Here is a 26,300-nt window from a genome sequence, read left to right as displayed (position 1 = left end):
GCACAACGCGCAAGAATTAAGGCGACGAAGGGGCGGTTGTGTTGATCGAGACTCGGGCGATGGGGCACCGGCAGGTGCTGGAGTCGCTGTCCGGACTGCTGCTCGCGCTGTTCGTGGCCATGGTCAGCTCCACGGTGGTGTCCACCGCGCTGCCGCGGATCATCGGCTCGCTGAACGGCACGCAGACCCAGTACACGTGGGTGGTCACGGCCACCCTGCTCACGGCGACGGCCACGACCCCGATCTGGGGCAGGCTCGCCGACCTGTTCAACAAGAAGACGCTGGTCCAGGCCGCGATCGTGATCTTCGTGGTCGGCTCGCTGCTCAGCGGGTTCGCCCAGGACACCGGCCAGCTCATCGCGGCCCGCGCGTTCCAGGGCATCGGCGTCGGCGGCCTGCAGGCGCTGGTCCAGGTCGTGATCGCCGCGATCATCCCGCCGCGCGAACGCGGCCGCTACAACGGCTACCTCGGCGCGGTCATGGCCGTGGCGACGGTCGGCGGCCCGCTGCTCGGCGGCCTCATCGTGGACGTGTCGTGGCTCGGCTGGCGCTGGTGCTTCTGGGTCGCCGTGCCGATCGCCGCGCTGGCGTTCGTGGTGCTGCAGGCGACGTTGAAGCTCGAGACCGTGCGCCGCGAGAACGTGAAGATCGACTACCTGGGCGCGACGCTGATCGCCGCGGGCGTGAGCGTGCTGCTGATCTGGGTCTCGTTCGTGGGCAACTCGTTCGACTGGATCTCGTGGCAGAGCGCGGCCATGGCCGGCGCCGGCCTCGTGTTGCTGGGCGCGGCGATCGCGGTCGAACTGCGCGTCAAGGAACCCGTCGTGCCGCTGCACATCGTCGTCCAGCGCACCCCGGCGCTCGCGATCATCGCCTCGCTGTCCGTGGGCATGGCCATGTTCGGCGGCGCGGTGTTCCTCGGCCAGTACTTCCAGATCGGCCGCGGCTACAGCCCGACCGAGGCGGGCCTGCTGACCATCCCGCTGATGGCGGGCGTGCTGCTGTCGTCCACGATCTCCGGCCGCATGATCAGCAAGACCGGCAAGATCAAGCCGTACATCGTCTCGGGCACGATCATCCTGGTGCTCGGCTTCCTGGGCCTGGGCTTCGTGGACCACGCCACCGCGCTGTGGATCGTCGGCATCGCGATGGCCGTCGTGGGCGTCGGCGTCGGCATGACGATGCAGAACCTGGTGCTGGCCGTGCAGAACAGCGTGCCGCTGAGCGAACTCGGCGCCGCGTCGGCGTCCGTGACGTTCTTCCGCTCGCTGGGCGGCACGATCGGCGTCTCGGTGCTCGGCGCCGTGCTCGCCAACCGCGTCACCGCCGACCTCTCCGCCGCGCTGCACGTGCCGGCGGGCCAGTCGACCGGCAGCACCAGCGCGTTGAACCTCGCCGCGCTCCCGCCCGAGGTCCAGACGATCGTGCACACCGTCTACGGCGACGCGACGGCGCACATCTTCCTGATCTCCGCCGCCGTCGGCCTCGTCGGCATCGTCGCGGCACTGCTGCTCAAGCCGATCACGTTGCGCACGACGATCGATCTCGAGAAGAAGGAAGCAGACTCAGCGGTCGCTCGCTGAACTCCGAGGGGGAACCATGAGCGCCGGCCTCAACAACGCCTTCGAATCCACAGTGGACTCCTACGGCCCTGCCCCCCTGCCGTCGTCGAGAACCATCATGGTGGGCATCGACGGCACCGACACCGCGATGCGCGCGGCGGCCTCCGCCTTCGGCCTGGCCCGCCGCCAGGGAGCCCGGCTGGTCGTCACCTTCGTGGCGTGCCACTCCTCTCTGGCGGCGCTGAGCCCGGCCGTCGCGTCGGTGTTCGAGCACGAGGCGACGGCCTGCCTGTACGCCGAGTTGGCGCAGCAGGTGCGGTCGTCCGCCGAGGAGCTCGACGTGCCGGTGACGTTCCTGAAGGCGTTCGGTGACCCGTTCACGGTGCTGCGCGACTCGGCGGACCAGTGCCAGGCCGACATGGTGGTCGTCGGGGCGTCGCAGCAGGCGGGGCACCGGTTCGCCGGGTCGGTGGCGACGCGGCTGATCCGCACGGGGCGGTGGCCTGTGCTCGTGGTGCCCTGACCCCACACCTCGGACCACCGGATGCCCGCACTCGATCGCCGAGTGTGGGCATCACTGGTTTCACCAGCATTTTCACACCTGCGGACAGATGTGTAGGTTTGCGCGCTCAAGATGTCTCGCTGTCATAGGTCGGAGCAATGTACGGTACGAGCGGGCGCAGGGAGATCGAGTGGCAGAACATGCTTCGGCCACTCGACGACGAGAGGTACGGGTATGCCGAGAACCCTGCTGTCCGTGGCCACCATCGCCTTAACGCTGTCAGCGCCCACGGCGGTCGCCACCGCCGGACCGTCCGCACCGGTAGAACACGCGGGCGTCGACCAGGGCGCGCCCACCTACTACGACTCCGGCCTCGCACGCACCCCGTACATGGGGTGGAACTCCTACTTCGCCGGGGGCGCGGCGTCGGAGGAGAAGGTGCTCGGGGTCGCCGACCACCTCGTGAGCAGCGGCCTGGCGAAGGCCGGGTACGACATCGTGTGGATCGACGGCGGGTGGAACGCGAGCCCGCCGCGGGACGGCAAGGGCTCGCTCGTGCCCGACCCGGCGCGGTTCCCGTCCGGGTTCACCGAGCTGGTGGACACGTTGCACGCCAAGGGGCTGAAGGCGGGCATCTACACCGACGCGGGCGCGTGGGACGGCAAGAACTGCGCCGCCGGCAGCGGTGGTGGGTACTACGAGGCGGACGCGAGGCAGTTCGCCGGGTGGAAGTTCGACGCCGTCAAAGTCGACTTCCTGTGCGGCATCGCGCAGAACATGGACCCGGCCGTCGCCTTCACGCAGTTCTCCGCCGCGGTGCGGAAGGCCGGGCGCAAGATGATCCTCAACCTCTGCAACCCGGTCACCGACGAGTGGAGCGTGCCGCACCGCTGGGACCAGACCGCCTACGTGGCCTACACGTACGGGCCGCGCGTCGGCGACTCGTGGCGCACCAGCACGGACGTCGCGTTCGGAACGCCGTACGAGGGCATCTGGCGCGACGTGCTGCGCAACATGGACCGCAACCTCTACCGGCCCGGCGCGCAGGGACCTAGGCACTACAACGACCCGGACTACCTGATCCCGATGCGCAAGACCGAGCGGGGCACGTACGAGCTCGACGAGGAGGAGTCGACCTCGCAGCTCGTCATGTGGTCGGTGATGGCCTCACCGCTGATCATCGGGTCGGACCCGCGCACGCTGCCGCCGTCGATGATCGAGACGCTGAAGAACCCCGAGATCATCGCGGTCGACCAGGACCCGCTGGCCATCCAGGGCGTCCGGGTCGCGGGCTCGAACAACGTCGACGTCTACAGCAAGGTGTTGTCCGGCAGGGGTGAACGGGCCGTCGCGGTCCTCAACCGCAACGACCGGCCGGCCGAGTTCACGGTCGACCTCGCCGATACCGGACTCCAGGGCAGCGTCGCCGTCCGCGACCTGCGCGCCCGCGCCGACCGCGGCACCGCGACCGGCACGTACACCGTCACGGTTCCCGCGCACGGCACCGCGTTCCTCAAGCTGCGCGGCGAGACCGCGGTCCCCGGCACCGACCTCGGCGGCGAGACCTCGGCCAGCCCCGCGCTGATCCGCTGGGACGACAGGAACCTGGCCACCTTCGCCCGGGACAGGTCAGGACGCCTCACTCAGCGTTCGATGGTCGACGGCGAGTGGCGCGGCTGGGTCGTGCTCGGCGGGCCGCGGGGCGGCCAGGTCCTCGGTCAGCCGTCCGCGTTCGCGAGCCCGGACGGCCGCATCGACCTGTTCGTCCGCGGCACCGACAACGTGGCGTACCACCGGATTTTCGCGAACGGCAGGTGGGGCGGCTGGACCTCGCTCGGCGGCTCGCTGACCGACTCCGTGTCGGTGGCGTTCACCGGACCGGACAGCTGGAGCCTGTTCGGCCGCGGCGCCGACGGCCGCGTGTGGACGCGCGACAAGAACACCAGCACCTGGACGTCGGCCGGTTCGCCCGGCAACCAGCAGATCTACGGCAGGCCCTCCGCCGCGACGGTGGCGTCCGGCACGTTCGTCACGGTCCGGCTGCAGGACGACTCCGCCTGGTACCGCAGGCGCACCGCGAACGGCTGGTCCGCGTGGACCTCGCTCGGAGGCGTGATCAGCGGCAGCCCGACGGCCGTGGCCAACGGTGACCGGGTCAACGTCTTCGTGCGCGGCAGCGACTACACGCTGTGGCAGCAGGACCTCGTCGGCGGCGCGGGCACCTGGTGGACCAGGCGCGACCAGTTCGTCAGCAACGCGCTGACCGGCGCGGTCGGCGGGGTGGCCGGTGCGAACGGCTCGACGTGGGTCGCCGTGCGCGGGCCGGACGACGCCGTGCACGTGGCCGGCCTGACGGCCCCCTGACCCGCCGGCTTCCAGGAGCACCTCATGAACAGGCCCACCGCACACCCGCCGCCGAGCGCTCGCCACCCCTCGCCGACGCCCACCGCGCACCCGCCGCCGAGCGCTCGCCACCCCTCGCCGACGGCCACCGCACACCTCCCCGGAGCACACCGATGACCTCACGCCGCACTTTCCTGAAGGCCTCCGGAGCGTTAGGACTGGGAGCCATGGTCCTTCCGACGTTCTCCGCCCACGCCGAACCCCAGCGGCCGGCCGGCAACCCGCTCGCCGCCGACCCGACCACCCTCTGGTACCCCGCTCCCGCCGACGAGGCGAAGATCATCGAGCAGGGGCTGCCCATCGGCAACGGCCGCCTCGGCGCGCTCGTCGGCGGTGGCGTCGAGAAGGACTTCCTGTACCTGACCGACGTCACGCTCTGGACCGGCGAGCTCAACGACGCGCTCGAAGGCGACGGCCAGCTGCCGTACGACCCGACGCACTTCGGCACGTTCTCGATGCTGGCCAAGCTCTACGTCGACGTCCCGGGCCACGCGGGTGCGACGAACTACCGCCGCGCGCTCGACCTGAGCAACGGCCTCGTCACCACGAGGTACACCCACGGCGGCAAGCAGTACCGGCGCGAGGTCTTCTCGAGCCACCCCGACGACGTGGTGATCGTCCGGCTCACCGGCCCGGACCAGTCCGGCACGATCACCCTCACCGGCGCACACGGTGAGCCGACCGTCGGCGACGCGCCGCACACCGCGGCCGTCTTCACCGGCTCGTTGCCGAACAAGCTGGCGTACAGCGGCGTCGTCACGGCGTTCAGTCCTGACGGAACGGTCACTGTGGACGGTGCGAACCTCGGGTTCACCGGCTGTTCGGATCTCGTGATCGTGTTCTCCGGCGGTACGAACTACGTCCCGGACGCCTCGGCCGGGTTCATGGACCCGCTGGTAGAACCGGCGAAGATCGCGTTGCGGAAGGCCGGGGTGCGAGCCAAGGCCGACGCCCTGCTGCGCACGCACGTCGCGGACTACCGCAAGAAGTACGACCGGCAGAAGGTCGACCTCGGCCGTTCCACCGACGCCCAGCGCGCGATGGACACGTGGACCCGTTTGCGGGCAAGGGCTTCGAGCACAACGCCCGACCCGGAGCTGGAGGCGAGCTACCTCCAGTTCGGCCGCTACCTCGCCATCACGGGCTCGCGCGACAACCTGCCGATCAACCTGCAGGGCCTGTGGCTGTCGAACAACAACCCGGACTGGTACAGCGACTACCACACCGACATCAACATCCAGATGAGCTACTGGCTCGCGGACCGGGCCGCGCTCTCGGACACGTTCGAGGCGCTCGCGAACTACTGCCTGGCGCAGCTCCCGGCGTGGACGAACACCACGCAGTCGGTCTACCAGGACGAGCGCAACCGGTTCCGCAACACCAACAATCGGGTGGCCGGGTGGGCGGTCGCCTTCTCCACCAACATCTACGGCGGCAGCGGCTGGTGGTGGCACCCCGGCGGCAACGCGTGGCTGTGCATGTCGTTGTTCGAGCACTACGAGTACACGCTCGACCGCGACTACCTGGCCAAGATCTACCCGTTGCTCAAGGGCGCCTGCGAGTTCTGGGAGGCCCGGCTCGTCGAGACCCCGCAGGGCCTGGTGGACGACCACGACTGGTCGCCGGAGCACGGCCCGCAGGACACCCGCGGCAACACCTACAACCAGGAGCTGGTGCACTACCTCTTCGGCAAGTACCGGATCGCGACGGACGTGCTGCGCCGCGACCAGTCCTACGGCCGCAGGATGTCGGCGCTGCGGGAGAAGCTGTACCTGCCGGTCGTCAGCCCGAAGACCGGCATGCTGCAGGAGTGGATGTCGCCCGACGACCTCGGCGAGACCACCCACCGGCACCTGTCGCCGCTCGTCGGCTTCTTCCCCGGTGACCGCGTCAACCGCGACGACTCCCCCGCCGCGGTGGTCGAGGGCGTGCGGCAGCACCTGATCACCCGCGGCATGGAGAGCTTCGGCTGGGGCCTCGCGTGGCGGGCGGCCTGCTGGGCACGCCTGAAGGACGCCGACCGGTCGTACGAGCTGTTCCTGAAGGTCATCCGGCCGTCGATCGACCACGCGAACGGCACGGCGCCGAACTTGTTCGACATGTACAGCTTCGGCGACCGGGCGATCTTCCAGATCGACGCCAACCTGGGTGCTCCGGCCGCGATGCTGGAGATGCTGCTGTACGCCCGCCCCGGCGTGATCGAACTGCTGCCGGCGCTGCCCTCGGCGTGGAAGACCGGCTCGGTCACCGGGATCGGTGCCCGCGGTGGCTTCACCGTCGACCTCGCGTGGAGGGACGGCAAGGTCACCAGCGCGACCGTCCGCAGCGTCGGCGGCACGGAGACCGAGGTGCGCTTCGGCCGGTGGAAGAAGAAGGTCAAGCTGCACAAGGGGCAGTCGGTGACGCTCCGCCCGTGAACGGCCGGGTTCGGGGGCACCGGCGTTCTAGGATCAGCCGGTGGCCCCGAACCCCTCCGAAGTCAGCCTGACGAGCCCGCGTTCGGCCCTCGCGCAGCGCGTGTTCGCCGGGTTCACGATCACCGCGGTGGCCGGCGGCATGGCCGTGCTCGCCTTCTCGGACGAGCCGTGGTGGGCGATCCTGCTGTGGGAACTGGCCATGCTCGTCGTCGTGGTCCTCATGCTGGCGCTCTGGGCGACGGCGGGTGAGTCCGCCAAGGAGACCGCCGCGTTGCGCGCCAGGGCGACCGCGGTGGTCGCCGAGGTGCTCGACAGCACCAGGCACGACGACGGTGAGACCGTCAGCCACGAGCTGACGCTGTGGATCCCGTCGGGTGGCGGGTTCCAGGTGCACCACCGCTGTGATCGCTACGAGGGTGAGCAGCACCTCGAGGTTCTCGTCGATCCCGTCGTGCGCACGTGGGCGGTCGTTCACTGAAACCCGCACACGGAGCGTAGCGGCCGTTCTACGATCAGCGAATGACCACGAGCCTCACCGAAGTCCACCTGGCCAAGAGGCTTCCCTTGATGGGCAGGGAGATCCTCGTCCTGGGCTCGATCCTCTCGGCTCTGGCACTCCCCGCCCTGCTCTTCTTCCCGGGCACGTCGTGGCAGGGGGTCCTGCTGTGGGAACTGTTCCCGTTGACCGTCTTGATCCTGTGCGCGGCGTGGCGTCCCTCCCTCGAGGCGAAGAACGCTCAGACGTTGTTCCACACCGGGTCCGGGACTTCGGCTCTCGTGGTCGAGATCAAAGCGTGCGACGACGACTTCTACGAGATGACGCTGTCCATGGAAGTGGGCCGGGAACGTGTCGTGGTGACTCATCGGTGCGGCAACCCCTGCGTCGAAGCCGCCCGGCAGCGAAGCAGGCAGTTGTACGTGCTCACTCACGCCGAGCGCCGCATGTGGGGGGTCGTGCATTCGCGGTCAGCGCTGTTCTAGCCTCGCCGTCGAGTCCCTGACCACCAACGTCGTCGCCAGCTCGATGTGCAGCGCCTCCGGCCGGTGCCCGTCCAGCACCCGCATCAGCTGCGTGACCGCGATGCTCCCCATCTCCTGCAACGGTTGCCGCACCGTCGTCAGCCGCGGGTTCGTCGCCTCCGCCAGGTCGATGTCGTCGAACCCGGCCACCGACAGGTCCTCCGGCACGCGCAGGCCCCGTTCACGCGCCGCCTGCAACGTGCCCACGGCCACCTTGTCGTTGAAGCAGACGATCGCGGAAGGCTTGGGCTCCAGCGCAAGCAACTCCACCGCCGCTCGCGCTCCGTGCGCGACAGTGGGTTCGACGTGGCGCAGGCGGTCCGGCGTCAGCAGCACCCCCGCCTGGGCGAGGGACGCGCGGTGGCCGGCCAGGCGGGCGTCACCGGCGAGCCACTCCTCCGGCCCGGCGATCACCGCGATGTCGCGGTGCCCCAGTTCGATGAGGTGGTCGGCCACGGCACGGGCTCCCGCGAAGTGCGCGGCGGAGACGGAGGCGATGTCGGGCAACGGAAGGACGCGCGGGTCGACCACGACGAACGGGTATCCCGCGCGGGACAACGCCACCAGCTCGCCGCCCTCCTCCGGCGGCAGGATGAGGATCGCGCCGTCGACGTCGGCCTGGTCCGTCAGGCCGCGCAGGGCGGCGCTGTGCTGACCTGACTCCCCCGCGTCCAGCAGCATGCGCAAGCCGCGCAGCTTCAGCGTCTCCGCGATCGAGGAGACGATCAGGCCGAAGTAGTCGGTGAGGACGTACGGGCACCGGACGTACACGGTCCTGACCTTCGCCGGCGTCTCCTGCCGGCGCCGTTCGACGGCCTGGAGCACCAGGTCACGGGTTCGCGGCGCCACACTGGCGTGATCGTTCAGCACGCGCGACACGGTCGCGATCGACACGCCGGTCTCCGCCGCGATGTCCCGGACGCTCGCGCGCTGTTTCACGTGTTCGATCTTGCGTTCCACCTGGTCAATGTACCGGAAATCCTCCAGACCATTGACCGTCGGCACGACCGGGTGTTTCATCCTGAAAGCTGCTGTTTCACAGTGATGAACGGGTGTTACATGAGACGAACCGCGATCGTGGCGCTGGTGCTCGGGCTGACCGCCGTGCCGGCCGCAGAAGCTTCCAGCTCACCGCAGGTGCGGGTGTGGGTCACCACGCCGGACCGCGCGGAGCTGATGCACGAACGCCCGCGCGTCGCGTTCGGCACGAGCGAGTCGGCGCACCCGACGATCGTGGTCGACCCCGGCCGCCGCTACCAGGAGGTCGACGGGTTCGGCGCGTCCATCACGGACTCGTCGGCCGAACTGCTCGCGGGCCTCGCGCCCGCCGTCCGCGCCGAGACCATGCGCAAGCTGTTCGACCCCGTCCAGGGCATCGGCGTCAGCTTCCTGCGCCAGCCCGTCGGTTCGTCCGACTTCACGGCGGCCGCCCAGCACTACACCTACGACGACGTGCCGGCCGGGCAGACCGACTTCGCGCTCAGGCACTTCAGCGTCCGGCACGACGAGGCGAAGATCCTTCCGTTGCTGCGCGAGGCGAAACGCCTCAACCCGCGGCTGAAGGTCATGGGCACGCCGTGGAGCCCGCCGGCGTGGATGAAGGACAACGACTCGCTGGTCGGCGGCAAGCTCAAGGACGACCCGAGGATCTACGACGCCTACGCGCGGTACCTCGTGAAGTTCGTGCAGGCGTACGCGAGGGCCGGTGTGCCGATCGACTTCCTGTCCGTGCAGAACGAACCGCAGAACCGCACTCCTGACGCCTACCCCGGCACGGACATGCCCGTCGCCGCGCAGATCAAGGTGATCGAGGCACTCGGCCCGAAGCTCGAGCTCGCCAGCCCGCGCACGAAGATCCTGGGTTACGACCACAACTGGGCCACGCACCCCAACGACGGTTCGGCCGAGGCCGACTACCCGTACCAGATCCTGAACAGCAAGGCCGCGAAGTGGCTCGCCGGCACCGCGTACCACTGCTACTACGGCGACCCGGGCGCGCAGACCGAGCTCCGCGACACGTTCCCGGACAAGGGGATCTGGTTCACCGAGTGCTCGGGCTCCAAGAGCGCCACCGACCCGCCCGCCAAGGTCTTCAGCGACACCCTGCGCTGGCACGCCCGCAACGTCGTGCTCGGCACCACCCGCAACTGGGCGCGCAGCGCGGTGAACTGGAACATCGCGCTCGACAGCACCGGCGGGCCGCACAACGGCGGTTGCGGCACGTGCACCGGTCTCGTCACCGTGCAGCCGGACGGGTCGGTCGTCACCGACGCCGAGTACTACACGATCGGCCACCTCTCGAAGTTCGTGAAGCCCGGCGCGCGCCGGATCGCCAGCACGTCGTTCGGCACCACCGGCTGGAACGGCCAGATCATGGACGCCGCGTTCCGCAACCCGGACGGCTCCACGGCTCTGGTGGTGCACAACCAGCACGACGACCCGCGCTCGTTCGCGGTCAACGCCGGCGACCGCACGTTCGAGTACACCCTGCCCGGCGGCGCGCTCGCGACGTTCACGTGGACCGGCCGGCACAAGAGCAGGTTCGACGCCGTCTCGCTCGCCGGTGCCACCGCCTCCCCCGACGGCGCGCTCGCGATCGACGACGACGCGTCGACCCGTTGGTCCAACAACGCCTCCCAGGCTCCCGGCCAGCTCCTGCAGGTCGATCTGGGGCGCCGCAAGGACTTCCGCCGCGTCGCCGTGGACTCCGGCGGCAACCTGGGCGACTACGCGCGCCACTGGGAGCTGTCGGTCAGCGACGACGGCACCACCTGGCGTGCGATCGCGTCCGGCCAGGGCATCGGGCAGCTGACGAACATCGACGTCCGCCGCACGAGCGCGCGCCACGTCCGCATCACGTCCACCGGGGCCGCGAGCAACTGGTGGAGCATCGCCGACTTCCGGCTCTACAACTGAACATCTGTTATCGGGCGCCCAAACCCCTGCAAGGAGCGCTTATGTCAATGATGACAAAACGCCTGCGTGGCATCGCCATCGCGGCCGCCGTGGTGACGGCGGGAAGCACACTGGTCTCTCCCGTCGCCACCGCCGCGACCAACGCGAGCGTCTGGCTGACCACCGCGGATCGCTCCCACCTCCTGCGCCAGCAGGGTGACGTGACGTTCGGCTCGGGTGGCACCGGGTCGACGATCACCGTGAACCCCAACTCCACCTACCAGTCCATGGTCGGCTTCGGCGCGTCGTTCACCGACGCGGCGGCGTGGAACATCTTCAACTCCCCGCGTCGCAACGAGATCATGAACAACCTGTTCGACAAGACCACCGGCATCGGCATGAGCTTCATCCGGCAGCCGATCGGCGCGACGGACTTCTCGCGGAGCTTCTACACCTACAACGACGGCGCTGCGGACCCGTCGCTGTCGCGGTTCTCCGTCGCGCACGACAACGCCTACATCCTGCCGCTCCTGCAGCAGGCCAAGCAGCTCAACCCGCAGCTCGCCGTGATGGCGACGCCGTGGAGCGCCCCGGCGTGGATGAAGAACAACAACAACCTCATCCGGGGCTCGCTCAACGACAGCCGCATCGGCGTCTACGCCGACTACCTGGTCAAGTTCGCCCAGGCGTACCGGGCCGCGGGCATCCCGATCGACTACATGAGCGTGCAGAACGAGCCGCTCTTCGAACCGCCGGGCTACCCCGGCATGTACATGTCGCCCCAGCAGCAGGTCAACGTCATCAACACCCTGGTGCCGAAGCTGCGCGCGGCCGGCGAGCAAGCCCGTCTGCTGGGGTACGACCACAACTGGGACAACGTCGACTACGCGCAGACCGTCAACAACGGCACGGGCGCCAACGTGATCGGATCCGCGTGGCACTGCTACGGCGGTGACCCGAGCCGTCAGTCCATCGTGAAGAACAACCAGCCCGGCAAGGACGTGTTCTTCACGGAGTGCTCCGGCACGAGGTCGAGCGACGACGCGTCGACGTTCCGCGACACGTTGCGCTGGCAGGGCATGAACCTCGCGATCGGCGCCACGCGCAACCACGCGCGGTCGGTGGCGATCTGGAACATGGCCCTGGACCAGAACAACGGCCCGGTCATCGGCAGCTGCACCAACTGCACGGGCGTGGTCAGGACCAACGGCAACGACGTCACGTACAACGCCGAGTACTACGTCCTCGGGCACCTGTCGAAGTTCGTGCAGCCTGGCGCGGTCCGCATCGACTCGACCGGCTTCGGCGACGGCGGCGTCCAGAACGTCGCCTTCCGCAACCCGGACGGCCGGATCGTGCTCGTCGCGCTGAACACGGGCGGCCAGCAGAACTTCCGCGTCTCCTACAGCGGCCAGACGTTCGGCTACACCCTGCCTGCCGGCGCGATGGCGACGTTCACCTGGCCCGGCACGCTCGACCCCGGTCAGCCCGGCCGCACCGGCGCCATCACGGGCCTGGGCGGCAAGTGCCTCGACGTCACGAACGGGTCGACCACGAACGGGAACCTGCCGCAGTTGTGGTCCTGCTTCGGCGGCCCGAACCAGACGTGGACCCTCGGCACCGACGGCACGGTGCGCGGCCTCGGCAAGTGCCTCGACGTGACGGGCAACGGCACGGCGGACGGCACGGCGGTGCAGCTCTGGGACTGCTTCGGCGGTCCGAACCAGCGCTGGACGGCGTCCGGCGGCACGTTGGTGAACGTCGGCAGCAACAAGTGCCTCGACGTCATAGGCAACAACACGGCCGACGGCGCCAAGCTGCAGATCTGGTCCTGCACGGGCGGGGCGAACCAGCGGTGGACCGTGCCCGCGTAGGTGAGCGAAGGGCCGGTGCCCGAAGACTGCGGGCACCGGCCCTTCCTCAGAACCGTCACGCATGAGGTCGTGCCGCACGGGTAACCAGGCGGCATGACCGATCCGATCAACCCCGAAGCGCCGCACTCCCCCGGCACGCCCAGCCTCGACGATCTCGACGTCGAGGAGCCCGAGGTGCCGCAGGAGCCCGCCGAGGACCCGAGCGAGCCGCCGGACTGAGCCTCACGCCCTGGCCGGCACCACCGACAGGTGGCCGGGCACGAGACGCCGGGCCGCTGTCAGCGACCTGCGTGCCTCCGCCAGCTCGCCGTACTCGAGGTGCTCGTCCGCCTCCGCGATGTGCGTCAGCGCCCGCGGGGGCGCGTCGGGCACAGCCGTGACGGCCTCGGCCAGCCGCCTGCGTGCCTGCTCCGCCCGGTCGGCGAGATCCGCCCCCGCCGTGACGCGGAGCAGGGCGAGTGCGTCGCGGATGGCCTGGTGCAGTGGGCTGAAGCGCATGTGGTCGCCACCTTGGGACAGTCGGGGGCACGGGGTACGCCGGCTGCTTGACGCGCCTCCGGCTACCCCGTCTCCCTCCAGGCAAACCACGATCAGCCGCCGTAGGGGTTCGCGGCCTTCTTCGTCGCGTACGTCAGCATCGGCCTGACCTTCGCCCAGTGCCCGTCCTGGCAGGAGTAGGCGGGCAGGAAGCCCGCGCAGTCGCCCTGCCAGTTGCCGATCTCCCAGGTGTAGTGGGGCACGCCGAGTTCGCCGTAGACCCAGTCGTCGATCGAGCCGCCCGCGGTGTAGAGCAGCTCGCCGGGCTGGCCATACCGCCAGTCGGCGCCCGCGAGCCCGGCCATGTCCCTGGCCATCGCCCGCAGCGGCCCGTCGTCCGGCGACGGCGTGGTGGTGTAGCCCCACGGCAGCAGCACGACGTTGAGCGCGGAGTGCATGGTGATGACCATGCCGCGCGTCTTCGGGTCGGCCGGGTCGGTCAGGCCGGGGCCGCGCGTGTCCGGGAAGAGGCCGCGGAAGAGCTTCTCCAGCGCCCTGGTCTCCACCTCGGAGTCGGCCTTCGGACCGCGGTAGACCTGGTGGCACGGGTCGGCCGACGTGCCGTTGTCGCCCCACTGCGCGTCGAAGTTCCGGTTGACGTCGACGCCGATCTGCGCGTTCGGGTCCTCGGTCGTCGGGCACTCGCGGGGACCGTTGGTGTAGTTGCCGTTCTTGCGCTGCAGCTTCGGCGAGTCGCCACCGGACTGGACGATCCGCACACCGTCCGGGTTCGCGATCGGCACGACCCAGACCTCTGTCGAGTCGAGCAGCGACGTGACCTCGGCGTCCTTGCCGTAGCCCTGCGTGAGGTGGTCGATCCAGCGCCACGCCATGTCACCGGTCGTGATCTCGCGGGCGTGGATCTGCGCCGACACGAACATCCGCGGCTTCTTGGCCGTCGGCGTCAGCCGGCAATCGCCGGGGCCCTTCCTGGTGATGCAGATGGCCTTGAGGTCGTGGCCGCCGGCGCCCTGCGTCTTGCGCCACGAGTCGCCGTAGTCGACGACCGTCGCGAGGCGCGCGTGCCTGAGCGCCACCTGGTCGAGGTGGGCGTAGTGCGCCCTGATCGTGCGGTAGCCGCCGTAGTACGTCTCGGTGATGCCGTAACCGCGCGTCTTCAGCTCGGCGGACGGTGGCGCCATCACCGACTCGACCTGGCCGGTGAACCCGGCCTCGGCGAGCCTGGTGTGCGTGGTCTTCGAGCCGAGCACGAACAGGTCGTCGCCGTCGCGCTGCTCCAGCACGTCGAACCCGCGGGCGAGCAGGTCCTGCGCCTTCTCCCCCAACGGTGCCGGGACGCGGTAGACGTACGTCGGGCCTTCCTGCACCGCGACGGGCTGCGGTGGTGCGGCCGTCGACGTGCCGACGAGGAAGACCACGCTGGCGGCACCTGCCAGTGCGAGACTCAGCCTTCGCTGCTTCATGATGTGAGAACCCCCTGTAGAGCCATGTGTTCGGCCGATTGGAAACCTCAGCGCCGTGATCATGGTCAGGCGCGCCACCAGTCGGCCCTCGTCGGCTCGCGGAACGCGTTGGTGCCGCAGTGCACCTCGCCGGCTCCCTTGTGCAGGAAGTCCCAGTCCTCGACCCACTTCAGCTTGACGGGCGTGTTCTTCAGCGCCTGCTCGGTCTTCTGCTTGAACAGGTCGATTCCGTCGACCCTCGGGCCGTGCGGGTCGGGTGCGCCGAACACGCCGCCGCCCAGTGAGATGCCGTTGGGAATGCCTGCGGTGAGCGCGACGTACACGGTGCTGGGGGCCTGACCGGCTCGCATCCGGTCGCGCAGGTCCTCCACCTGGGCGTGGGTGATCCGGCCGGACGCGCTGAGCGCGGCCGCGTCGAGCTGTTGCCAGGTGAACTGGTCGAACAGCACGGGGACCCGCACGAGTTCGCGGTCGGCCAGGCCGATCTCCCTGGTCAGAACCGCGAGCTGGGTGTCGATGTTGCGTGCCGCGGTCTCGTTCTGCTCCAGGAACTCCGGGTTCGCGAGCACCTGGTCGACGGTCGGCTTGATCTTCTCGCTGGTGCCCTCGAACAGCGGAGCCGAGCCGTGACCGTCCTTTGTGGCCTGGCGCAGCACGTCGAGTGCGAGCCTCGGGTCGGCGACCATCAGCGTCCAGCCGCGGGGGTTGCGCGCCGGGATCACGTGCACCGTCTCGTCGGAGTGCCCGACCGCGAGCCACGACGTGTCGATGACGACCGGCTCCGCGTACTGCGAGCCGATCAGCGTGGTGAACGTCGGGTCGGGCATGCGCTCGGCCGTGCTGCCGTAGAGCGGCCTGCCGAGCGGGTGACCCCGGTGGGGCGGCAGGCTCTCGTAGTTGCCCGTGGAGTTCAGGCTGTCGTCGACGGCCGGGCCGCGCTGGGTGGTGAACTGCTGCACCACCCCGACGTCCGGACCGCGCAGCGCGCTGAACGCGACCCGTCCGGCGGCGCGCAGGGACGGCGGGTAGTACTGCCCCTCCCACTCCATGCCGGGGAAGTAGTTGGCGCTGCGCAGGAGCACGCGCACGACGTGCGGCTTCCCGTTCGGGCCCGGCATGCTGGCCGTGGTGGGTTCGAAGATGTCCTGGAACCACCGGTCGACCTCGGGGATCGCCCGCAGCGCGTCCTCGGTCAGGTTCGCCGCCTTCATCGCGGAGCGTAGGCCGGTGACGAACTCGTCGTAGCCCGCGCCCAGTTCGGGAAGCGCGGGCTTCGAGGTCACGACTTTGCTCGGCGCCTTCAGGTCGTTCTGCAGGATCAGCGGTGCCACGCGCAGCTGTACCGAGTCCCTGCCACCGCGGGTTTCGAGCGTCACCGTGACGGTGCCGTTCCAGACGGCCTTGTCGCGGATGACGTCGCGGCCCTCCAGGCCCAGCCTGGCGCCCTTGCGAAGCTCGGCGGCGGTGAGCGTGCCGCTCTCGCCGAGCGAGATCCACGTGCCGGCGCGCTCCACCCAGAGGCGGGCGTACCTGCCCTCCCCCGCCGCCAGCGACACCGTGCCGTCCTGGCCGGTGTTGCGCGGCATCGTGCGCAGCGGCGCGAAGTCCTGGGCGTCCTGCGGGCCGTTCAGGACGTCGTCCTGGGCGTCGTTGCAGGCCGCGAGCCGCTCGTCGACCTCGACCGCGCTGTTCTTCAGGTCCTCCTCGGTGACCTTGCAGCGCCGGGCGTCGTCGTCCAGGTTGGGCAGGAAGATCGCGCCCCGGTTCGGAGTCCACCTCCCCTTGCCGGCCTGGTCCGCCCAGTCGGCCGTGCCGTTCCTGTTGGTGTCCGCCAGGATCGTCGCTCCGGGTGCCGCCGTGGCCGGCGCCCCCGTGAAGATCGCACTCGCCAGTACGGCCACACCGGTGGCCGCCGCAAAGCGTTTCATCACAAGTTCCCCCTCGTGATCATGTGCTCGCCAGGCTAGAGATCCGGTCATCGCGGACGCATCCGCCTTCGGGTGACTACGCATCCGCCTCAGGTTGTGGGCCGAACGGGTGACGGCGCCGTTCGGGTCTCGCATAGCGTGCATGTCATGGACGCGCTCACATCACCGTCGCTCCTCGGACGTGACGACGAGATCCGTTGTCTCGCCGGGATGCTCACCGCCGCTCTGGACGGGCGTGGTGGTGCCCTGGTCCTGCGCGGCGAGGCGGGCATGGGCAAGAGCGCGCTGCTCGCCCGCGTGCGGGAGTCGGCCGCCGGGTTCCGCGTGCTGGAGGCGTCCGGGTCGGAGTTCGAGACGGAGCTGCCGTTCGCGGCACTGCACCAGCTGTGCGCTCCCCTGATGGACTCGCTGACCGGTCAGCACCGGGAGGCGCTCGAGGTCGCGTTCGGACTGGCGAGCGGGAAGCCGGACGTGCTGCGCATCGGCATGGCCACGCTGGAGCTGCTCGGCGGCGGGGACCCGGTGCTGTGCCTGCTGGACGACGCCCAGTGGCTCGACGAGGCGTCCGCGCAGGTCTTCGCGTTCCTCGGGCGGCGGCTCGCCTCCGAACCGGTGGTGCTCGTGTTCGCCGCGCGACGGCCGTGGGCGCGCTCGCGGCTGGACGAGCTGCCCGGGCTGGAACTGCGAGGGCTGCCGGACGCCGAGGCCCGTGCGTTGCTGGCGTCCGCGGTGGTGGACGACAAGGTGCGGGAGCGGCTGCTCGCCGAGGCGCGCGGGAACCCGTTGGCGTTGCTGGAACTGCCCAGGGCGGGTGGTTTCGCGCTGCCGGACGTGGCGTCGGTGCCGAGCCGGATCGAGCGCAGCTTCCAGGACCGCGCCGGCCGGTTGCCCGCTGACGCCCGGTTGCTGCTGACGGTGGCCGGGGCCGATCCGACCGGGGAGCCGCAGCTGCTGTGGGCCGCGGCGGCCGAACTCGGCATCGACGTGGCGTCCGCCGGGGTGGAGGCCGAGGCGTCCGGGCTGGTCAGCATCTCGACGCGGGTGCGGTTCTGCCATCCGCTCGCGCGGTCGGCCGTCTACCTCGCGGCTTCTCCTGCTCAACGGCAGGCCGTCCACCTCGCGCTGGCCGCCGTGACCGATCCGTCGGCCGATCCGGACCGGCGGGTGTGGCACCGCGCGCAGGCCGGGACCGGGCCGGACGACTCGCTGGCGGCCGAGCTGGAGCTGTCCGCCGACCGTGCGCGCTCCCGGGGTGGAGTCGCTGCCGCAGCGGCGTTTCTGGAGCGGGCGGCGGCGTTGTCGTTGTCTCCCGAGCTTCGAGCCGGGCGCACCCTGGCCGCCGCCCAGGCCAAGTTGGACGCGGGCGCGGTCGACGTGGCGGCCGAGCTGCTGACGACGTTCTCCGCCGACGACCCGCGGGCGGATCTGTTGCGGGGACGCATTGCCTTTGTCCGCAACAAGTCCAACAACGGGCCGTCGTTCGTGCTGAACGCGGCTCGGCGGATGACCGGTGCCGCTGCTCGCGACTGCGTGCTGGACGCGTTCGAGATCGCGCTCGCGTTCGGGCGGCCCAGTGGCGTGATGGACGCCGTGGTGCGCGAGGCTCGTGGGCTCGAGCGTGGCTCGGATGCGTTGGAGGCGTTGGTGCTCCTCGCGGACGAGGGACACCGGACCGCCGTTCCGTTGCTGCGTCAGGTGTTTTCCGGCGACGCGTGGACCCGGCATCCCGCGCTGGCCACGATTCTCGCGGGTGAGCTGTGGGACACCGAAGTGCACTCGCTGGTGACCGGGTGGCTGGTGAGGACCGGGCAGCAGGCCGGGTCGCCGTTCGTGCTGCGGCTCGGGCTCGCGCAACTGGCCACCGGGGCGGTGATCACCGGCGACTTCGGCAAGGCGGTGTCCGCGATCGCCGAGGAGGAGGCCGTCGCCGATGCCGTGGGAATGCCGCCGCTGCGTTATCAGCGGCTGCACCTGGCGGCGTTCCGCGGACAGGAGCAGGCGGTGCTGGCGGAGATCGAGCACTCGCTGCGGGAGGCTTCGCGGCGAGAAGGGCTGCTGGTCGCGAACACGCACTGGGCATCGGCCGTGCTGCACAACGGTCTTGGCGACTATCCGGCGGCACTGGCCGCTGCCCGGGAGGCCGTCGCGCCCGGCGATCTCTACCTCGCCGGGATGGCGTTGCCCGAACTGGTCGAGGCGGCGGTGCGGTGCGGCGAGATGGACGCTGCCGCGAAGGCGTTGGAGGACCTGGTTTCCCGCACTTCGCCCTGCGAGACCTCGTGGGCTTCCGGTGTGGCGGCCTGTTCGGAGGCTCTCGTCACGGGTTCGGAGGAGTCGTACCTGTTCGCCGTGCGGCAGCTGGAGTCGAGCGCGGCGCGGCCCCATCTCGCTCGCGCGCACCTGCTGTACGGCGAGTGGTTGCGCCGCGCCGGGCGCCGAGTCGATGCTCGTGTACAGCTGCGGACCGCCCACGAGCTGTTGTCCGGCATGGGAATGGAGGCCTTCGCGGCTCGTGCGGCAGTGGAGCTGCAGGCCACCGGCGAGGTCGCGCGCGGCCGTTCCGCGCAGGCCACCGACGAGCTGACGATGCAGGAGACGCACATCGCGCGGCTGGTGGCGACCGGGGCGACGTCCAAGGAGGTCGCCGCGCGGCTCTTCCTGAGCCCTCGCACGGTCGATGCCCACCTGCGGAACATCTTCCGCAAGGTGGGCATCAACTCACGCCGTCAGCTGGCCGATCTGTTCAGCTCGTCCTCGGCATGATCCCGAGTTGCTGAGCCGCCCAGAGACCGTCCGCGTTGAGCCAGTACTCGGCGATCCGGCCGTCCTCGACGCGCAGGACGTCCGTGCCGTGGAAGGAGATCTCGCCGGCCTCGGCGAGCCAGCGGACCACGTGGAACGGGTCCTGCGAGATCGGCCCCACCTCGACGGTGAACCTCAGGCCGGGCATGGCCTCGTGGGAGCCGCGCACCCACTCGACCAGCGCGTCCCGTCCGGTGTGGTCCTGCGACGGGCCACCGGTCAGCGGGGCGACGTGCCAGACGAAGTCCTCGCGGACGACGCGCTCCGCCTGGGCGAGGTCGCCGTTCCAGAGGTCGATCCAGGACTGCAGGAGGTCGTTCATCACTTGTCCCCGTGCTGGCCGGGGGCAGCACTGCCCGTGTACTCACCGAGGTCGGACACGAGCCGCGTGAGCTCGGGGTCGCTGTCGTACCGCTTCTGGTGCAGGGCCGAGATCTTCGCGCCCATCTCGGGGTCCTCGTCGTCGGTGATGTCGAACGAGACGAACTTGTCGACGAGCGGCAGGCCGACGCGGTCGGTGTTGCGGTGCGCGGGGTGGATCAGGTACTCCCAGTACCCGTCCAGGTCCTCGATGACGAACGTGGCGCCCCACTCGTACTCGCCGCCGAAGTCGCGGCCGACCACGAAGGACCTCACGGACGGGATCACGCGGCCCTGGTTGCGCAGGCTCTCCAGCGCCTCCTCGACCTGCTCGGGCGAGGCGTCCTCCCGCAGGGTGAAGCGGTTGCCGTGGTAGATCATCAGTTCTTCTCCTTGTTCCCCAGGGCGAGAGCCGCCCCTGCGATGGTGGTGACGGCACCGGTCCAGCCGAACGCGCCGGCGATGCTCGTCGTGTCGATGAGTGGTGCGACGACCAGCGGTGACAGGAACTGGCCGAGGAAGATGCCGGCGACCAGCCCGCTCAGGACGCGGCCCCGCTGGCCAGGTTCGGCGCTGTTCGCGAGCTGCGTGTTGAGGTTCGGCACCACGAGCCCCACACCGAACCCCCCGATCAACAGGCCCGCGGTCACGAGCACCACCCCGCTGGCCGAGGCGATGACCAACCAGCCGACGCCCAGCAACGCGACGCTGATGGCGGTGATCCTCGTGGTCCTCAGCTTCGGGAACACCAGGGCGCCCACGACACTCGTCAGGGTGCTGCCCGCGATCACGAACCCGATCGTGGTGGGGCTCGCGTCCAGGTCACGCAGCAGGAACGGGAGCTGCGTGGGGGCCATGTAGAACACGAGGGTCGCGACCAAGGCCATCAGGTAGATCCCGACGGCCTTCCTGGGGAACGCCGTGGGTGCCGTCGGCTGCTGCCGGGTGCGTTGCTCCGCGGTCAGACCCGTCGCCGCGGCCAGGGCGATCAACGCGGCGACGCTGTAGAGCCAGAACGGCAGGCGCCAGTCCGTGGCGGCCAGGACACCGGCCAGTGGCAGGAAGACGACCCCGCCGAGACTCGCCGCGGCCTGCTGGAAGCCGAGGAACCTGCCGCGTTCGGGGCCCTCGAACCAGTCGGTGATCAGGGCGCTGACCGCGGTCATGACCGCGCCCACCGCGAGACCCAGCAGGGTTCTGGTGACGAGCAGGACCGGCAGGCTGGTGACGAAGTAGCCCGCCGTCCCCGCCACCGCGTAGAGGACGAGACCGCCGGTGAGCAACGGCTTGCGGCCCGTCCGGTCGGCGGCGAGGCCCGCCAGCGGAGCGCTCACCGCGATGGCCAGCGAGGTGATGGTCAGGGCCAGCCTGACCATCACCCCCTCGCCGTACACCTCGCCCATCGCGGGCAGGCTCGGGGCGATGATGGCCGCGGCCATGATCGTGAGAGTGGCGGAGGCCAGGACCACCGCCCGGGCCGTACGCGTTGGCGCAGTTCGTGTTGTCACGCTCCTAGGTTGGGGGTCGGGTGGGGGCGTTCGCGTCGGTGGTCGTTACGTAGATCGCGTGGGTACGTAGGTGGCGGGGGTGGGCCGTCGGGCACGAGGTTGTGAGGCTTCCCGGCGGCTGGGCTGCACGGCGTAAAGCGGCACGGCGGCCGGATGCTGGGCGACGCGGTGAGCAGGCGGCACCGCCGGCAGACAGCCGCTGGGGCACCGCAGCGGCCGGGCACCACAGCGGGCCGGCAGGTGGTCACTTCACGGCGATGCCCGGCGGGCGCCACCAATCCACAACGCGCTGGAGGGCTACCGCACCGCGACCCGCGTGCTGTACGCGCTGGTCCCCCAGTTCCCGCGCACCTACGCCGCCAAGTGCGCCACCGCGATGTGGGGTTTGACCACCGCCTGCGCCGCCCTGCACCGCTGGCGCGACGCGAAGACAGCGGTCCGCGCCACGATCACGCTCCTGCAGGGCTGCGTCCGCGAATCCCAGCCGTGGGTGATCCCCGACCTGCTCGACGCGCTGGACTTCCTGAAGCACTGCCTGGCCCGCGCCAAGCGGTTCGCGGAGCTTCCCGCCCTGGAGGCGGAACAGCAGGCGTTGCGCCGGCTGCACGCCCGCTTCCGGAAGCTCAGCGGGTCAGCTGCTCCCCCGCCTGCTTGAGCCTGCGCGAGACGCGGCCCAGCTCGGACCCGGTGAGCGGCAGGGTGTGCAGCTGCTGCGGCTTCTCCGTGCCCAGCCACTGCCCGTCGTGCTGGAGCGCCTCCCAGCGCTGGGAGGCGTCGACGCGGAGGAGCGAGTGCGCCTTCTCCAGGTCCACGACGTCGCGCAGACCGGAGAAGACGGCGAAGTGGAAGTGCCCGTCGACAGGCTCCGCGACGCGACGGGCGTGGCGCACGCGCAGCCGCGCGGTGAGGTCCGCGTGCTCCGCGGCGTTGAGCGGGGTGGAGAACCGGTGCTCGGACGCCGGCACGACGTCACACGCCGAGTCGAGGTCGAGGACGTCGGTCAGCCGGCGGAACACCGCGTACCCGGCGGTCTCCCCCGCCCGCGCCGCGGCCCGCCAGCGCAGGGTGAGGCGAGCCATCGTCTCGACGGCGGTCGTCATGGAGGTCTGAGCGGCGGTCATGCGCGGTTCGCGGGCGGCCTGGGCGAGCAGCCTCGACGACTGCGGCTCCGGTTCGCCGGTGAACGCGAGCTCGGACTCGGGATCGTCCACGACCCGCGTGACAACGGCGACGGGCCGGTCGTCCACGAGGACGACGTGGTGGGAGCACCCCCGGTCCCACTGCGCGTCGATCAGCTTCTTCGCCTGCGCCGCCTCGATGAGGCTGAGCGCGACGTACACCTCGTGCGCGTCCAGCCCTGAGTCGATGCGGTGGAGCTTGTCGCTGGGCTCCCAGGTCTCGTGACCGGCGTACTCCTCCTCGACGCTGCCGCCCGGCCGGCGGACCAGCCGGTCCGCACCGGCCAGGTCGAGCACGCCGAGAGCATCCTTGAACGACGCGTAGTACTGGTAGTCGGTCAGCTCGGACTCGTGCGTCCGCGCGCGGATCGTCGTGATCATCTCGACGAGGAACCCGTTGGCCCGCACGGCGTCCGTGTCGCGGGCCTCCCAGTCCGGTTCGGACGGAACGCGGGCCAGCAGCTCCGACGGCTCCCAGCGCAGGTCGTGCGTGAAGGCTTCCTCGACCGCGCCGGTCACCCGCACGACCGCGAGCGGCAGGCGTTGTCCCTCAACGAGAACGACGACGTAGCGGGCGTTCGGATCAGTGCTGTAGTCCCCCACTTGGCGCAGTCTACCGGTGCACGAGCGTCCGGGCCGCCACGGTGACCCACGCGGCCACCAGCGCGCCGTACAGCACGACGGCGACACCGGAGAACAGCGCGGACGGCACCCGCACCGCGAGCGCGCTCGTCCCCGTCACCAGGGTGCCGAGCGGGAACACGAAACTCCACCACGTCAACGCGAACGGCAGTCCGCGCCGGGCGGTCCGCACGGTGACGGCGGCCGCGAGCGCCACCCACAGCAGGGCGAACCCCACGTGATCGTCCCGTACAACACGCCGAACGCGGCCTGGCCCGGCAGCACGGGCACGCCGGAGAGCAGGTTCGCGGCGGTGATCGACTGGCCGAGCGGCCCGAGCACGATCCACAGCGTCGGCACGGTCGAGGCCGCGCCGAGACCGTGCTGCACCAGCCGTTGCCAGATCTGCGGGACGATCACCATCGTCGCGAACAGACTGACGCCGAACAACGCGTAGCAGCCCAGCACCATCGCCTGCCGCGACGACCCTTCCGGCAGGTGCTGCGCCAGCAACGCCCCGGAGGCGGCCGACACCATCGGCGGCACCACGGGCATCAGCCACCCGGCGAACGCGCGCTCGCCGCTGCCGATCATCCGCAGTGGCACCAGCACCGAGGTCGCCAGCCCGAGCAGCGTCCCCGCCGTCCACAGAGTCCAGTCGACGGCGAGTGCGGCGGGCAGCCCGATCCAGTCCTTCCCGAGCAGCAACGCTCCGGTGCCGACGGTCATCAGCGCCATCGGTGGCGCGCCCCAGAACTGGGCCATCACGGGGTCGGCGAGCTGGGCGCGGACCGTCCTCCACGTCCACCGCCGCACCGCGCCGGCCACGAGGAGGACCAACAACGCGGCGTCGAGCCCCCAGACGTACGTGGCGGCGGTGTGCAGGCCGGGCATCGAGGCACCAGCCGTGGCGACGATCCCCGTTCCCATCACCGAGGCGAAGAGGTTCGGGCCGAAAGGCGCCGCTCGTCGCACCTCTGGGGCACGGTGTGGTCGAGGTGCGAGAGCGGTCACGACATGACGATCCTCCCGGCGCACCGGCCGCGGTAGGCACCGATCACCGATGTGGACATAGGCTGTCCCTATGCCTCTCCCGCCACGGGTCACCGACCTGGCCGGCTTCGACCTCCTGCTGAGCGTCGCCGAGCTGGGCAGCATCGGCCGGGCGGCCAAGGCGCACGGCATGTCCCAGCCCAGCGCCAGCGAACGGCTCAGGACCCTCGAAGCGCGCGTCGGCGTGACGTTGCTCGAACGCACCCACCGCGGCGCCCGGCTCACCACGGCGGGCCAGCTCGTGGCCGGGTGGGCGGCGCAGGTGCTGGCCCGCGCGGCCGACCTCGACGCCGGCATCACGAGCCTGCGCGCCGACCGGCAGAGCCACCTCAGGGTCGCCGCGAGCCTCACGGTGGCGGAGTACCTGCTGCCCGCGTGGCTGATCGCGCTGCGGTCCGTCAGCCCGGACACCGCGACCGTGCTGTCGGCGGGCAACTCGGTGCACGTCGCCGAGCAGGTGCTCGCGGAGAAGGCCGACCTGGGGTTCGTCGAGAGCACCGACGTGCCGGCGGGCCTGGCGAGCCGGGTCGTCGCGCACGACGAACTGGTGCTCGTCGTCGCGCCCGCCCACCCCTGGGCCCGGCGCCGGAAGGTCACCGCCGCGAAGGCCGCCGCGACGCCGATGGTCAGCAGGGAGCCGGGGTCGGGCACGCGGCAGGCCTGGGAGCACGCGCTGGGCGTCGCGGGCATCACCGAGTCCGCGGTCCCGTTGCTGGAGATGTCGTCGACCACCGCGATCAAGGCGGCCGCGATCGGCGGCATCGGCCCGGCGGTGCTCAGCCTGCACACCGTGGCCGCGGACGTCGCCGCGCGCACGCTCGTCCGGGTCGAGGTCGGCGACGTGGACCTGCACCGCGCGCTGCGGGCGGTGTGGCCGTCCGGCCGGACACCCCGGGGCCCCGCCTCCGACCTGCTGACCATAGCGACGCGTACGCTCACCCACCGTGCCGACCGGGGGTAGCAAGCAGGTTCGCGCCGCGCGCAAGCGCAAGAAGCGCATGGCTCGCGTCGTCAACGACCTCACCGACGTGCAATGGAACGCCCTCAAGACGTCGTGGGGCGGGTGCGCTTACTGCACCGCGCCCGCGGGTTCGCTGCAGAAGGACTGCGTGCAGGCCCTCTCGCGCGGCGGCCGGTACACGCTCGGCAACGTCGTGCCGGCGTGCGGACCGTGCAACGCGAGCAAGTGCAACGCCGAGGTGACGGGCTGGCTGCGGCGCAAGAAGCTCGACGAGCGCACGTTCCTGGTGCGCCACTACGAGATCTCGGCCGAGCTGACGGCCCGCTTCGCCGCCGTCATCCCACCAGTCGGCGGCGCCAGTCCAGCGGAGTGACCGTGATGGACCGGCCCGGGTCGCGGTTCCACGCCGTGCTCAGGCCTGCCGCCGCGAGAGCGGCCACGACCTCGTCCCCGACCGCAGTGGTGGTCTCGGCCGAACCGTCGAACCCGCCGTAGAGCAGCGTCAGCCCGTGGCCCGCCGCGGCGGAATCGGTGCACTGGCTGTGGAAGTAGACGAATCCGCGCGCGCCGGGCGCGCTCTCGCCACCGATCTCGTCCTGGCCGCAGGTGCGGCAGCAGGTGAAGTTCTCGCGCGCCGTGATGCCCGCCTGCTCCAGCGCGGTGAACGCGCGCGTCAGCCGTTCGGGGTCGGTCTCGCCCTGCCACGTGGCCTGCTCCGCGACCCGCTCCAGCCACAGCCGGTCGACCAGCGCCGCGGCCTGCTCCCGGGACACGGGCCGGCTGTCCTCGGTGACCAGGTACTCCTCGGCGAGCTCCGTGAGCTGGACGCGGGAGGAGTACCCACCGGCCAGCGCCTTGCGGACGCGGTCCTCCAGCTGCTCGCGGTCGGCGTCCGGGAGGTCGAGCGGCGGCACGGCGGGCTGGGGTGGGGTGCTCAGCGACGACCACGCGAGGCCGCTGTCCCATCCAGCGTCCTGGCGAGCCCAGCCGGTGAGCGCCGCGATGGTGGCGTCGAGGCCCGCTGTGGTCTCGAAGTGCCGGTCCGCGGTGCCCTCCCGGTGCTCCACCGAGTAGTCACCGCCGTTCTCGTGCCAGACCTGGGCGAAGACACCGGGCAGGTCGGGCACCCGCTGGATCACCAGGAACCGGTCGCCCTCGCCACCGATGCGCCGGACGAGCCCGGCCAGTTCCTCGGCGGACACGCGCACGTGCCGCTCCCAGTTCTCCGTCTCCACCACGATCTCGAGCATGCGGA

The 26,300-nt window shown here is 70.6% G+C and carries 22 protein-coding genes and 1 pseudogene; 13 read left to right on the top strand and 10 right to left on the bottom strand.

All coding sequences use genetic code 11. The features are described from left to right. Positions 1-59: 59 nt before the first annotated feature. The 6 genes from IEY88_RS11225 (at position 60) to IEY88_RS11200 (ending at position 7,865) form a co-directional block, all read left to right on the top strand. The gene (locus IEY88_RS11225; protein WP_189155371.1) at positions 60-1,583 is read left to right on the top strand and encodes an MDR family MFS transporter; all 1,524 of its coding nucleotides are present in this window, start codon (positions 60-62) and stop codon (positions 1,581-1,583) included. 16 nt (positions 1,584-1,599) lie between these two features. Then, positions 1,600-2,085, top strand: a complete 486-nt coding sequence (locus tag IEY88_RS11220; RefSeq protein ID WP_189154629.1) for a universal stress protein — start codon at positions 1,600-1,602, stop codon at positions 2,083-2,085. Between the two features lie 213 nt (positions 2,086-2,298). After that, positions 2,299-4,428 (top strand): DUF8189 domain-containing protein, encoded by a 2,130-nt coding sequence (locus tag IEY88_RS11215; RefSeq protein ID WP_189154628.1) that lies wholly within the window; start codon positions 2,299-2,301, stop codon positions 4,426-4,428. 206 nt (positions 4,429-4,634) lie between these two features. Beyond that, positions 4,635-6,884 carry a glycoside hydrolase family 95 protein gene (locus tag IEY88_RS11210; RefSeq protein ID WP_229693279.1) on the top strand — a complete coding sequence of 750 codons (2,250 nt, stop codon included), beginning with the start codon at positions 4,635-4,637 and terminating at the stop codon, positions 6,882-6,884. Positions 6,885-6,924: 40 nt separating this feature from the next. Continuing rightward, complete coding sequence (locus tag IEY88_RS11205; RefSeq protein ID WP_189154626.1) at positions 6,925-7,362, top strand: hypothetical protein; 438 nt, start codon at positions 6,925-6,927, stop codon at positions 7,360-7,362. Between the two features lie 41 nt (positions 7,363-7,403). After that, positions 7,404-7,865: a hypothetical protein gene (locus tag IEY88_RS11200; protein WP_189154625.1), complete on the top strand. Its 462-nt coding sequence runs from the start codon at positions 7,404-7,406 to the stop codon at positions 7,863-7,865. Here IEY88_RS11200 and IEY88_RS11195 read toward each other — a convergent pair. Beyond that, the gene (locus tag IEY88_RS11195) at positions 7,851-8,864 is read right to left on the bottom strand and encodes a LacI family DNA-binding transcriptional regulator (protein ID WP_229693278.1); all 1,014 of its coding nucleotides are present in this window, start codon (positions 8,862-8,864) and stop codon (positions 7,851-7,853) included. The two genes, IEY88_RS11200 and IEY88_RS11195, sit on opposite strands and share 15 nt — an antisense overlap. A 99-nt stretch (positions 8,865-8,963) precedes the next feature. On the opposite strand from IEY88_RS11195, the gene IEY88_RS11190 reads away from it, so the two are divergent. The 3 genes from IEY88_RS11190 to IEY88_RS45055 all read left to right on the top strand — a co-directional run bounded on the left by IEY88_RS11190 (position 8,964) and on the right by IEY88_RS45055 (position 12,892). Continuing rightward, positions 8,964-10,820, top strand: a complete 1,857-nt coding sequence (locus IEY88_RS11190) for a discoidin domain-containing protein (RefSeq protein ID WP_189154623.1) — start codon at positions 8,964-8,966, stop codon at positions 10,818-10,820. 47 nt (positions 10,821-10,867) lie between these two features. Continuing rightward, a complete protein-coding gene (locus IEY88_RS11185; protein ID WP_189154622.1) occupies positions 10,868-12,673 on the top strand; it encodes a ricin-type beta-trefoil lectin domain protein in 1,806 nt (601 codons plus the stop codon). Between the two features lie 93 nt (positions 12,674-12,766). Beyond that, positions 12,767-12,892 (top strand): hypothetical protein, encoded by a 126-nt coding sequence (locus IEY88_RS45055; protein WP_268241227.1) that lies wholly within the window; start codon positions 12,767-12,769, stop codon positions 12,890-12,892. Between the two features lie 3 nt (positions 12,893-12,895). On the opposite strand, the gene IEY88_RS11180 is transcribed toward IEY88_RS45055, so the two are convergent. The 3 genes from IEY88_RS11180 to IEY88_RS11170 all read right to left on the bottom strand — a co-directional run bounded on the left by IEY88_RS11180 (position 12,896) and on the right by IEY88_RS11170 (position 16,562). Next, positions 12,896-13,171, bottom strand: coding sequence for a hypothetical protein (locus IEY88_RS11180; RefSeq protein WP_189154621.1), 276 nt, complete (start codon positions 13,169-13,171; stop codon positions 12,896-12,898). Positions 13,172-13,263: 92 nt separating this feature from the next. Continuing rightward, positions 13,264-14,634 (bottom strand): M14 family zinc carboxypeptidase, encoded by a 1,371-nt coding sequence (locus tag IEY88_RS11175; protein ID WP_189154620.1) that lies wholly within the window; start codon positions 14,632-14,634, stop codon positions 13,264-13,266. A gap of 65 nt (positions 14,635-14,699) precedes the next feature. Further along, positions 14,700-16,562 carry a protein-arginine deiminase family protein gene (locus IEY88_RS11170; RefSeq protein ID WP_189154619.1) on the bottom strand — a complete coding sequence of 621 codons (1,863 nt, stop codon included), beginning with the start codon at positions 16,560-16,562 and terminating at the stop codon, positions 14,700-14,702. Positions 16,563-16,709: 147 nt separating this feature from the next. On the opposite strand from IEY88_RS11170, the gene IEY88_RS11165 reads away from it, so the two are divergent. After that, positions 16,710-19,325, top strand: a complete 2,616-nt coding sequence (locus IEY88_RS11165; protein WP_189154618.1) for an ATP-binding protein — start codon at positions 16,710-16,712, stop codon at positions 19,323-19,325. Here IEY88_RS11165 and IEY88_RS11160 read toward each other — a convergent pair. From IEY88_RS11160 to IEY88_RS11150, 3 genes are read right to left on the bottom strand one after another with little or no spacing between them, the layout of a single operon-like run. Continuing rightward, positions 19,306-19,686, bottom strand: coding sequence for an ester cyclase (locus IEY88_RS11160; protein ID WP_189154617.1), 381 nt, complete (start codon positions 19,684-19,686; stop codon positions 19,306-19,308). The two genes, IEY88_RS11165 and IEY88_RS11160, sit on opposite strands and share 20 nt — an antisense overlap. Continuing rightward, on the bottom strand, positions 19,686-20,105 hold the full coding sequence (locus IEY88_RS11155; protein WP_189154616.1) for a Dabb family protein: 420 nt from the start codon (positions 20,103-20,105) through the stop codon (positions 19,686-19,688). The genes IEY88_RS11160 and IEY88_RS11155 overlap by 1 nt, the downstream gene beginning before the upstream one ends. Further along, positions 20,105-21,193 carry an MFS transporter gene (locus IEY88_RS11150; protein ID WP_268241226.1) on the bottom strand — a complete coding sequence of 363 codons (1,089 nt, stop codon included), beginning with the start codon at positions 21,191-21,193 and terminating at the stop codon, positions 20,105-20,107. Before IEY88_RS11150 ends, IEY88_RS11155 begins: the two co-directional genes overlap by 1 nt. A gap of 355 nt (positions 21,194-21,548) precedes the next feature. Here IEY88_RS11150 and IEY88_RS11145 point away from each other — a divergent pair, with 355 nt between their 5' ends. Continuing rightward, the gene (locus IEY88_RS11145) at positions 21,549-21,887 is read left to right on the top strand and encodes a hypothetical protein (protein WP_189154614.1); all 339 of its coding nucleotides are present in this window, start codon (positions 21,549-21,551) and stop codon (positions 21,885-21,887) included. Here IEY88_RS11145 and IEY88_RS11140 read toward each other — a convergent pair. Further along, a complete protein-coding gene (locus IEY88_RS11140) occupies positions 21,856-23,013 on the bottom strand; it encodes a hypothetical protein (protein WP_189154613.1) in 1,158 nt (385 codons plus the stop codon). The two genes, IEY88_RS11145 and IEY88_RS11140, sit on opposite strands and share 32 nt — an antisense overlap. Before the next feature lie 10 nt (positions 23,014-23,023). Further along, positions 23,024-23,961, bottom strand: a pseudogene (locus IEY88_RS11135) (TDT family transporter). A gap of 154 nt (positions 23,962-24,115) precedes the next feature. Here IEY88_RS11135 and IEY88_RS11130 point away from each other — a divergent pair. Next, positions 24,116-25,045, top strand: a complete 930-nt coding sequence (locus tag IEY88_RS11130) for a LysR family transcriptional regulator (RefSeq protein ID WP_189154612.1) — start codon at positions 24,116-24,118, stop codon at positions 25,043-25,045. Continuing rightward, on the top strand, positions 25,029-25,418 hold the full coding sequence (locus tag IEY88_RS11125; RefSeq protein ID WP_229693276.1) for an HNH endonuclease: 390 nt from the start codon (positions 25,029-25,031) through the stop codon (positions 25,416-25,418). Before IEY88_RS11130 ends, IEY88_RS11125 begins: the two co-directional genes overlap by 17 nt. Here IEY88_RS11125 and IEY88_RS11120 read toward each other — a convergent pair. Beyond that, complete coding sequence (locus tag IEY88_RS11120) at positions 25,381-26,295, bottom strand: DUF6891 domain-containing protein (protein ID WP_189154611.1); 915 nt, start codon at positions 26,293-26,295, stop codon at positions 25,381-25,383. The two genes, IEY88_RS11125 and IEY88_RS11120, sit on opposite strands and share 38 nt — an antisense overlap. Positions 26,296-26,300 lie beyond the last annotated feature (5 nt).

The organism is Lentzea pudingi, assembly GCF_014646255.1.
Lineage (GTDB): Bacteria > Actinomycetota > Actinomycetes > Mycobacteriales > Pseudonocardiaceae > Lentzea > Lentzea pudingi.
Note: the sequence above shows the minus strand (reverse complement) of the source record. Positions and strands in the feature narration are given on the sequence as shown.

What these genes read in the sequence shown, in the direction of transcription:
- IEY88_RS11225 (WP_189155371.1), top strand. Translation starts at nt 60, where the DNA reads ATGGGGCACCGGCAGGTGCTGGAGTCGCTGTCCGGACTGCTGCTCGCG.
- IEY88_RS11220 (WP_189154629.1), top strand. Translation starts at nt 1,600, where the DNA reads ATGAGCGCCGGCCTCAACAACGCCTTCGAATCCACAGTGGACTCCTAC.
- IEY88_RS11215 (WP_189154628.1), top strand. Translation starts at nt 2,299, where the DNA reads ATGCCGAGAACCCTGCTGTCCGTGGCCACCATCGCCTTAACGCTGTCA.
- IEY88_RS11210 (WP_229693279.1), top strand. Translation starts at nt 4,635, where the DNA reads ATGGTCCTTCCGACGTTCTCCGCCCACGCCGAACCCCAGCGGCCGGCC.
- IEY88_RS11200 (WP_189154625.1), top strand. Translation starts at nt 7,404, where the DNA reads ATGACCACGAGCCTCACCGAAGTCCACCTGGCCAAGAGGCTTCCCTTG.
- IEY88_RS11190 (WP_189154623.1), top strand. Translation starts at nt 8,964, where the DNA reads ATGAGACGAACCGCGATCGTGGCGCTGGTGCTCGGGCTGACCGCCGTG.
- IEY88_RS11185 (WP_189154622.1), top strand. Translation starts at nt 10,868, where the DNA reads ATGATGACAAAACGCCTGCGTGGCATCGCCATCGCGGCCGCCGTGGTG.
- IEY88_RS45055 (WP_268241227.1), top strand. Translation starts at nt 12,767, where the DNA reads ATGACCGATCCGATCAACCCCGAAGCGCCGCACTCCCCCGGCACGCCC.
- IEY88_RS11180 (WP_189154621.1), bottom strand. Translation starts at nt 13,171, where the DNA reads ATGCGCTTCAGCCCACTGCACCAGGCCATCCGCGACGCACTCGCCCTG.
- IEY88_RS11175 (WP_189154620.1), bottom strand. Translation starts at nt 14,634, where the DNA reads ATGAAGCAGCGAAGGCTGAGTCTCGCACTGGCAGGTGCCGCCAGCGTG.
- IEY88_RS11170 (WP_189154619.1), bottom strand. Translation starts at nt 16,562, where the DNA reads ATGAAACGCTTTGCGGCGGCCACCGGTGTGGCCGTACTGGCGAGTGCG.
- IEY88_RS11165 (WP_189154618.1), top strand. Translation starts at nt 16,710, where the DNA reads ATGGACGCGCTCACATCACCGTCGCTCCTCGGACGTGACGACGAGATC.
- IEY88_RS11160 (WP_189154617.1), bottom strand. Translation starts at nt 19,686, where the DNA reads ATGAACGACCTCCTGCAGTCCTGGATCGACCTCTGGAACGGCGACCTC.
- IEY88_RS11155 (WP_189154616.1), bottom strand. Translation starts at nt 20,105, where the DNA reads ATGATCTACCACGGCAACCGCTTCACCCTGCGGGAGGACGCCTCGCCC.
- IEY88_RS11130 (WP_189154612.1), top strand. Translation starts at nt 24,116, where the DNA reads ATGCCTCTCCCGCCACGGGTCACCGACCTGGCCGGCTTCGACCTCCTG.
- IEY88_RS11120 (WP_189154611.1), bottom strand. Translation starts at nt 26,295, where the DNA reads ATGCTCGAGATCGTGGTGGAGACGGAGAACTGGGAGCGGCACGTGCGC.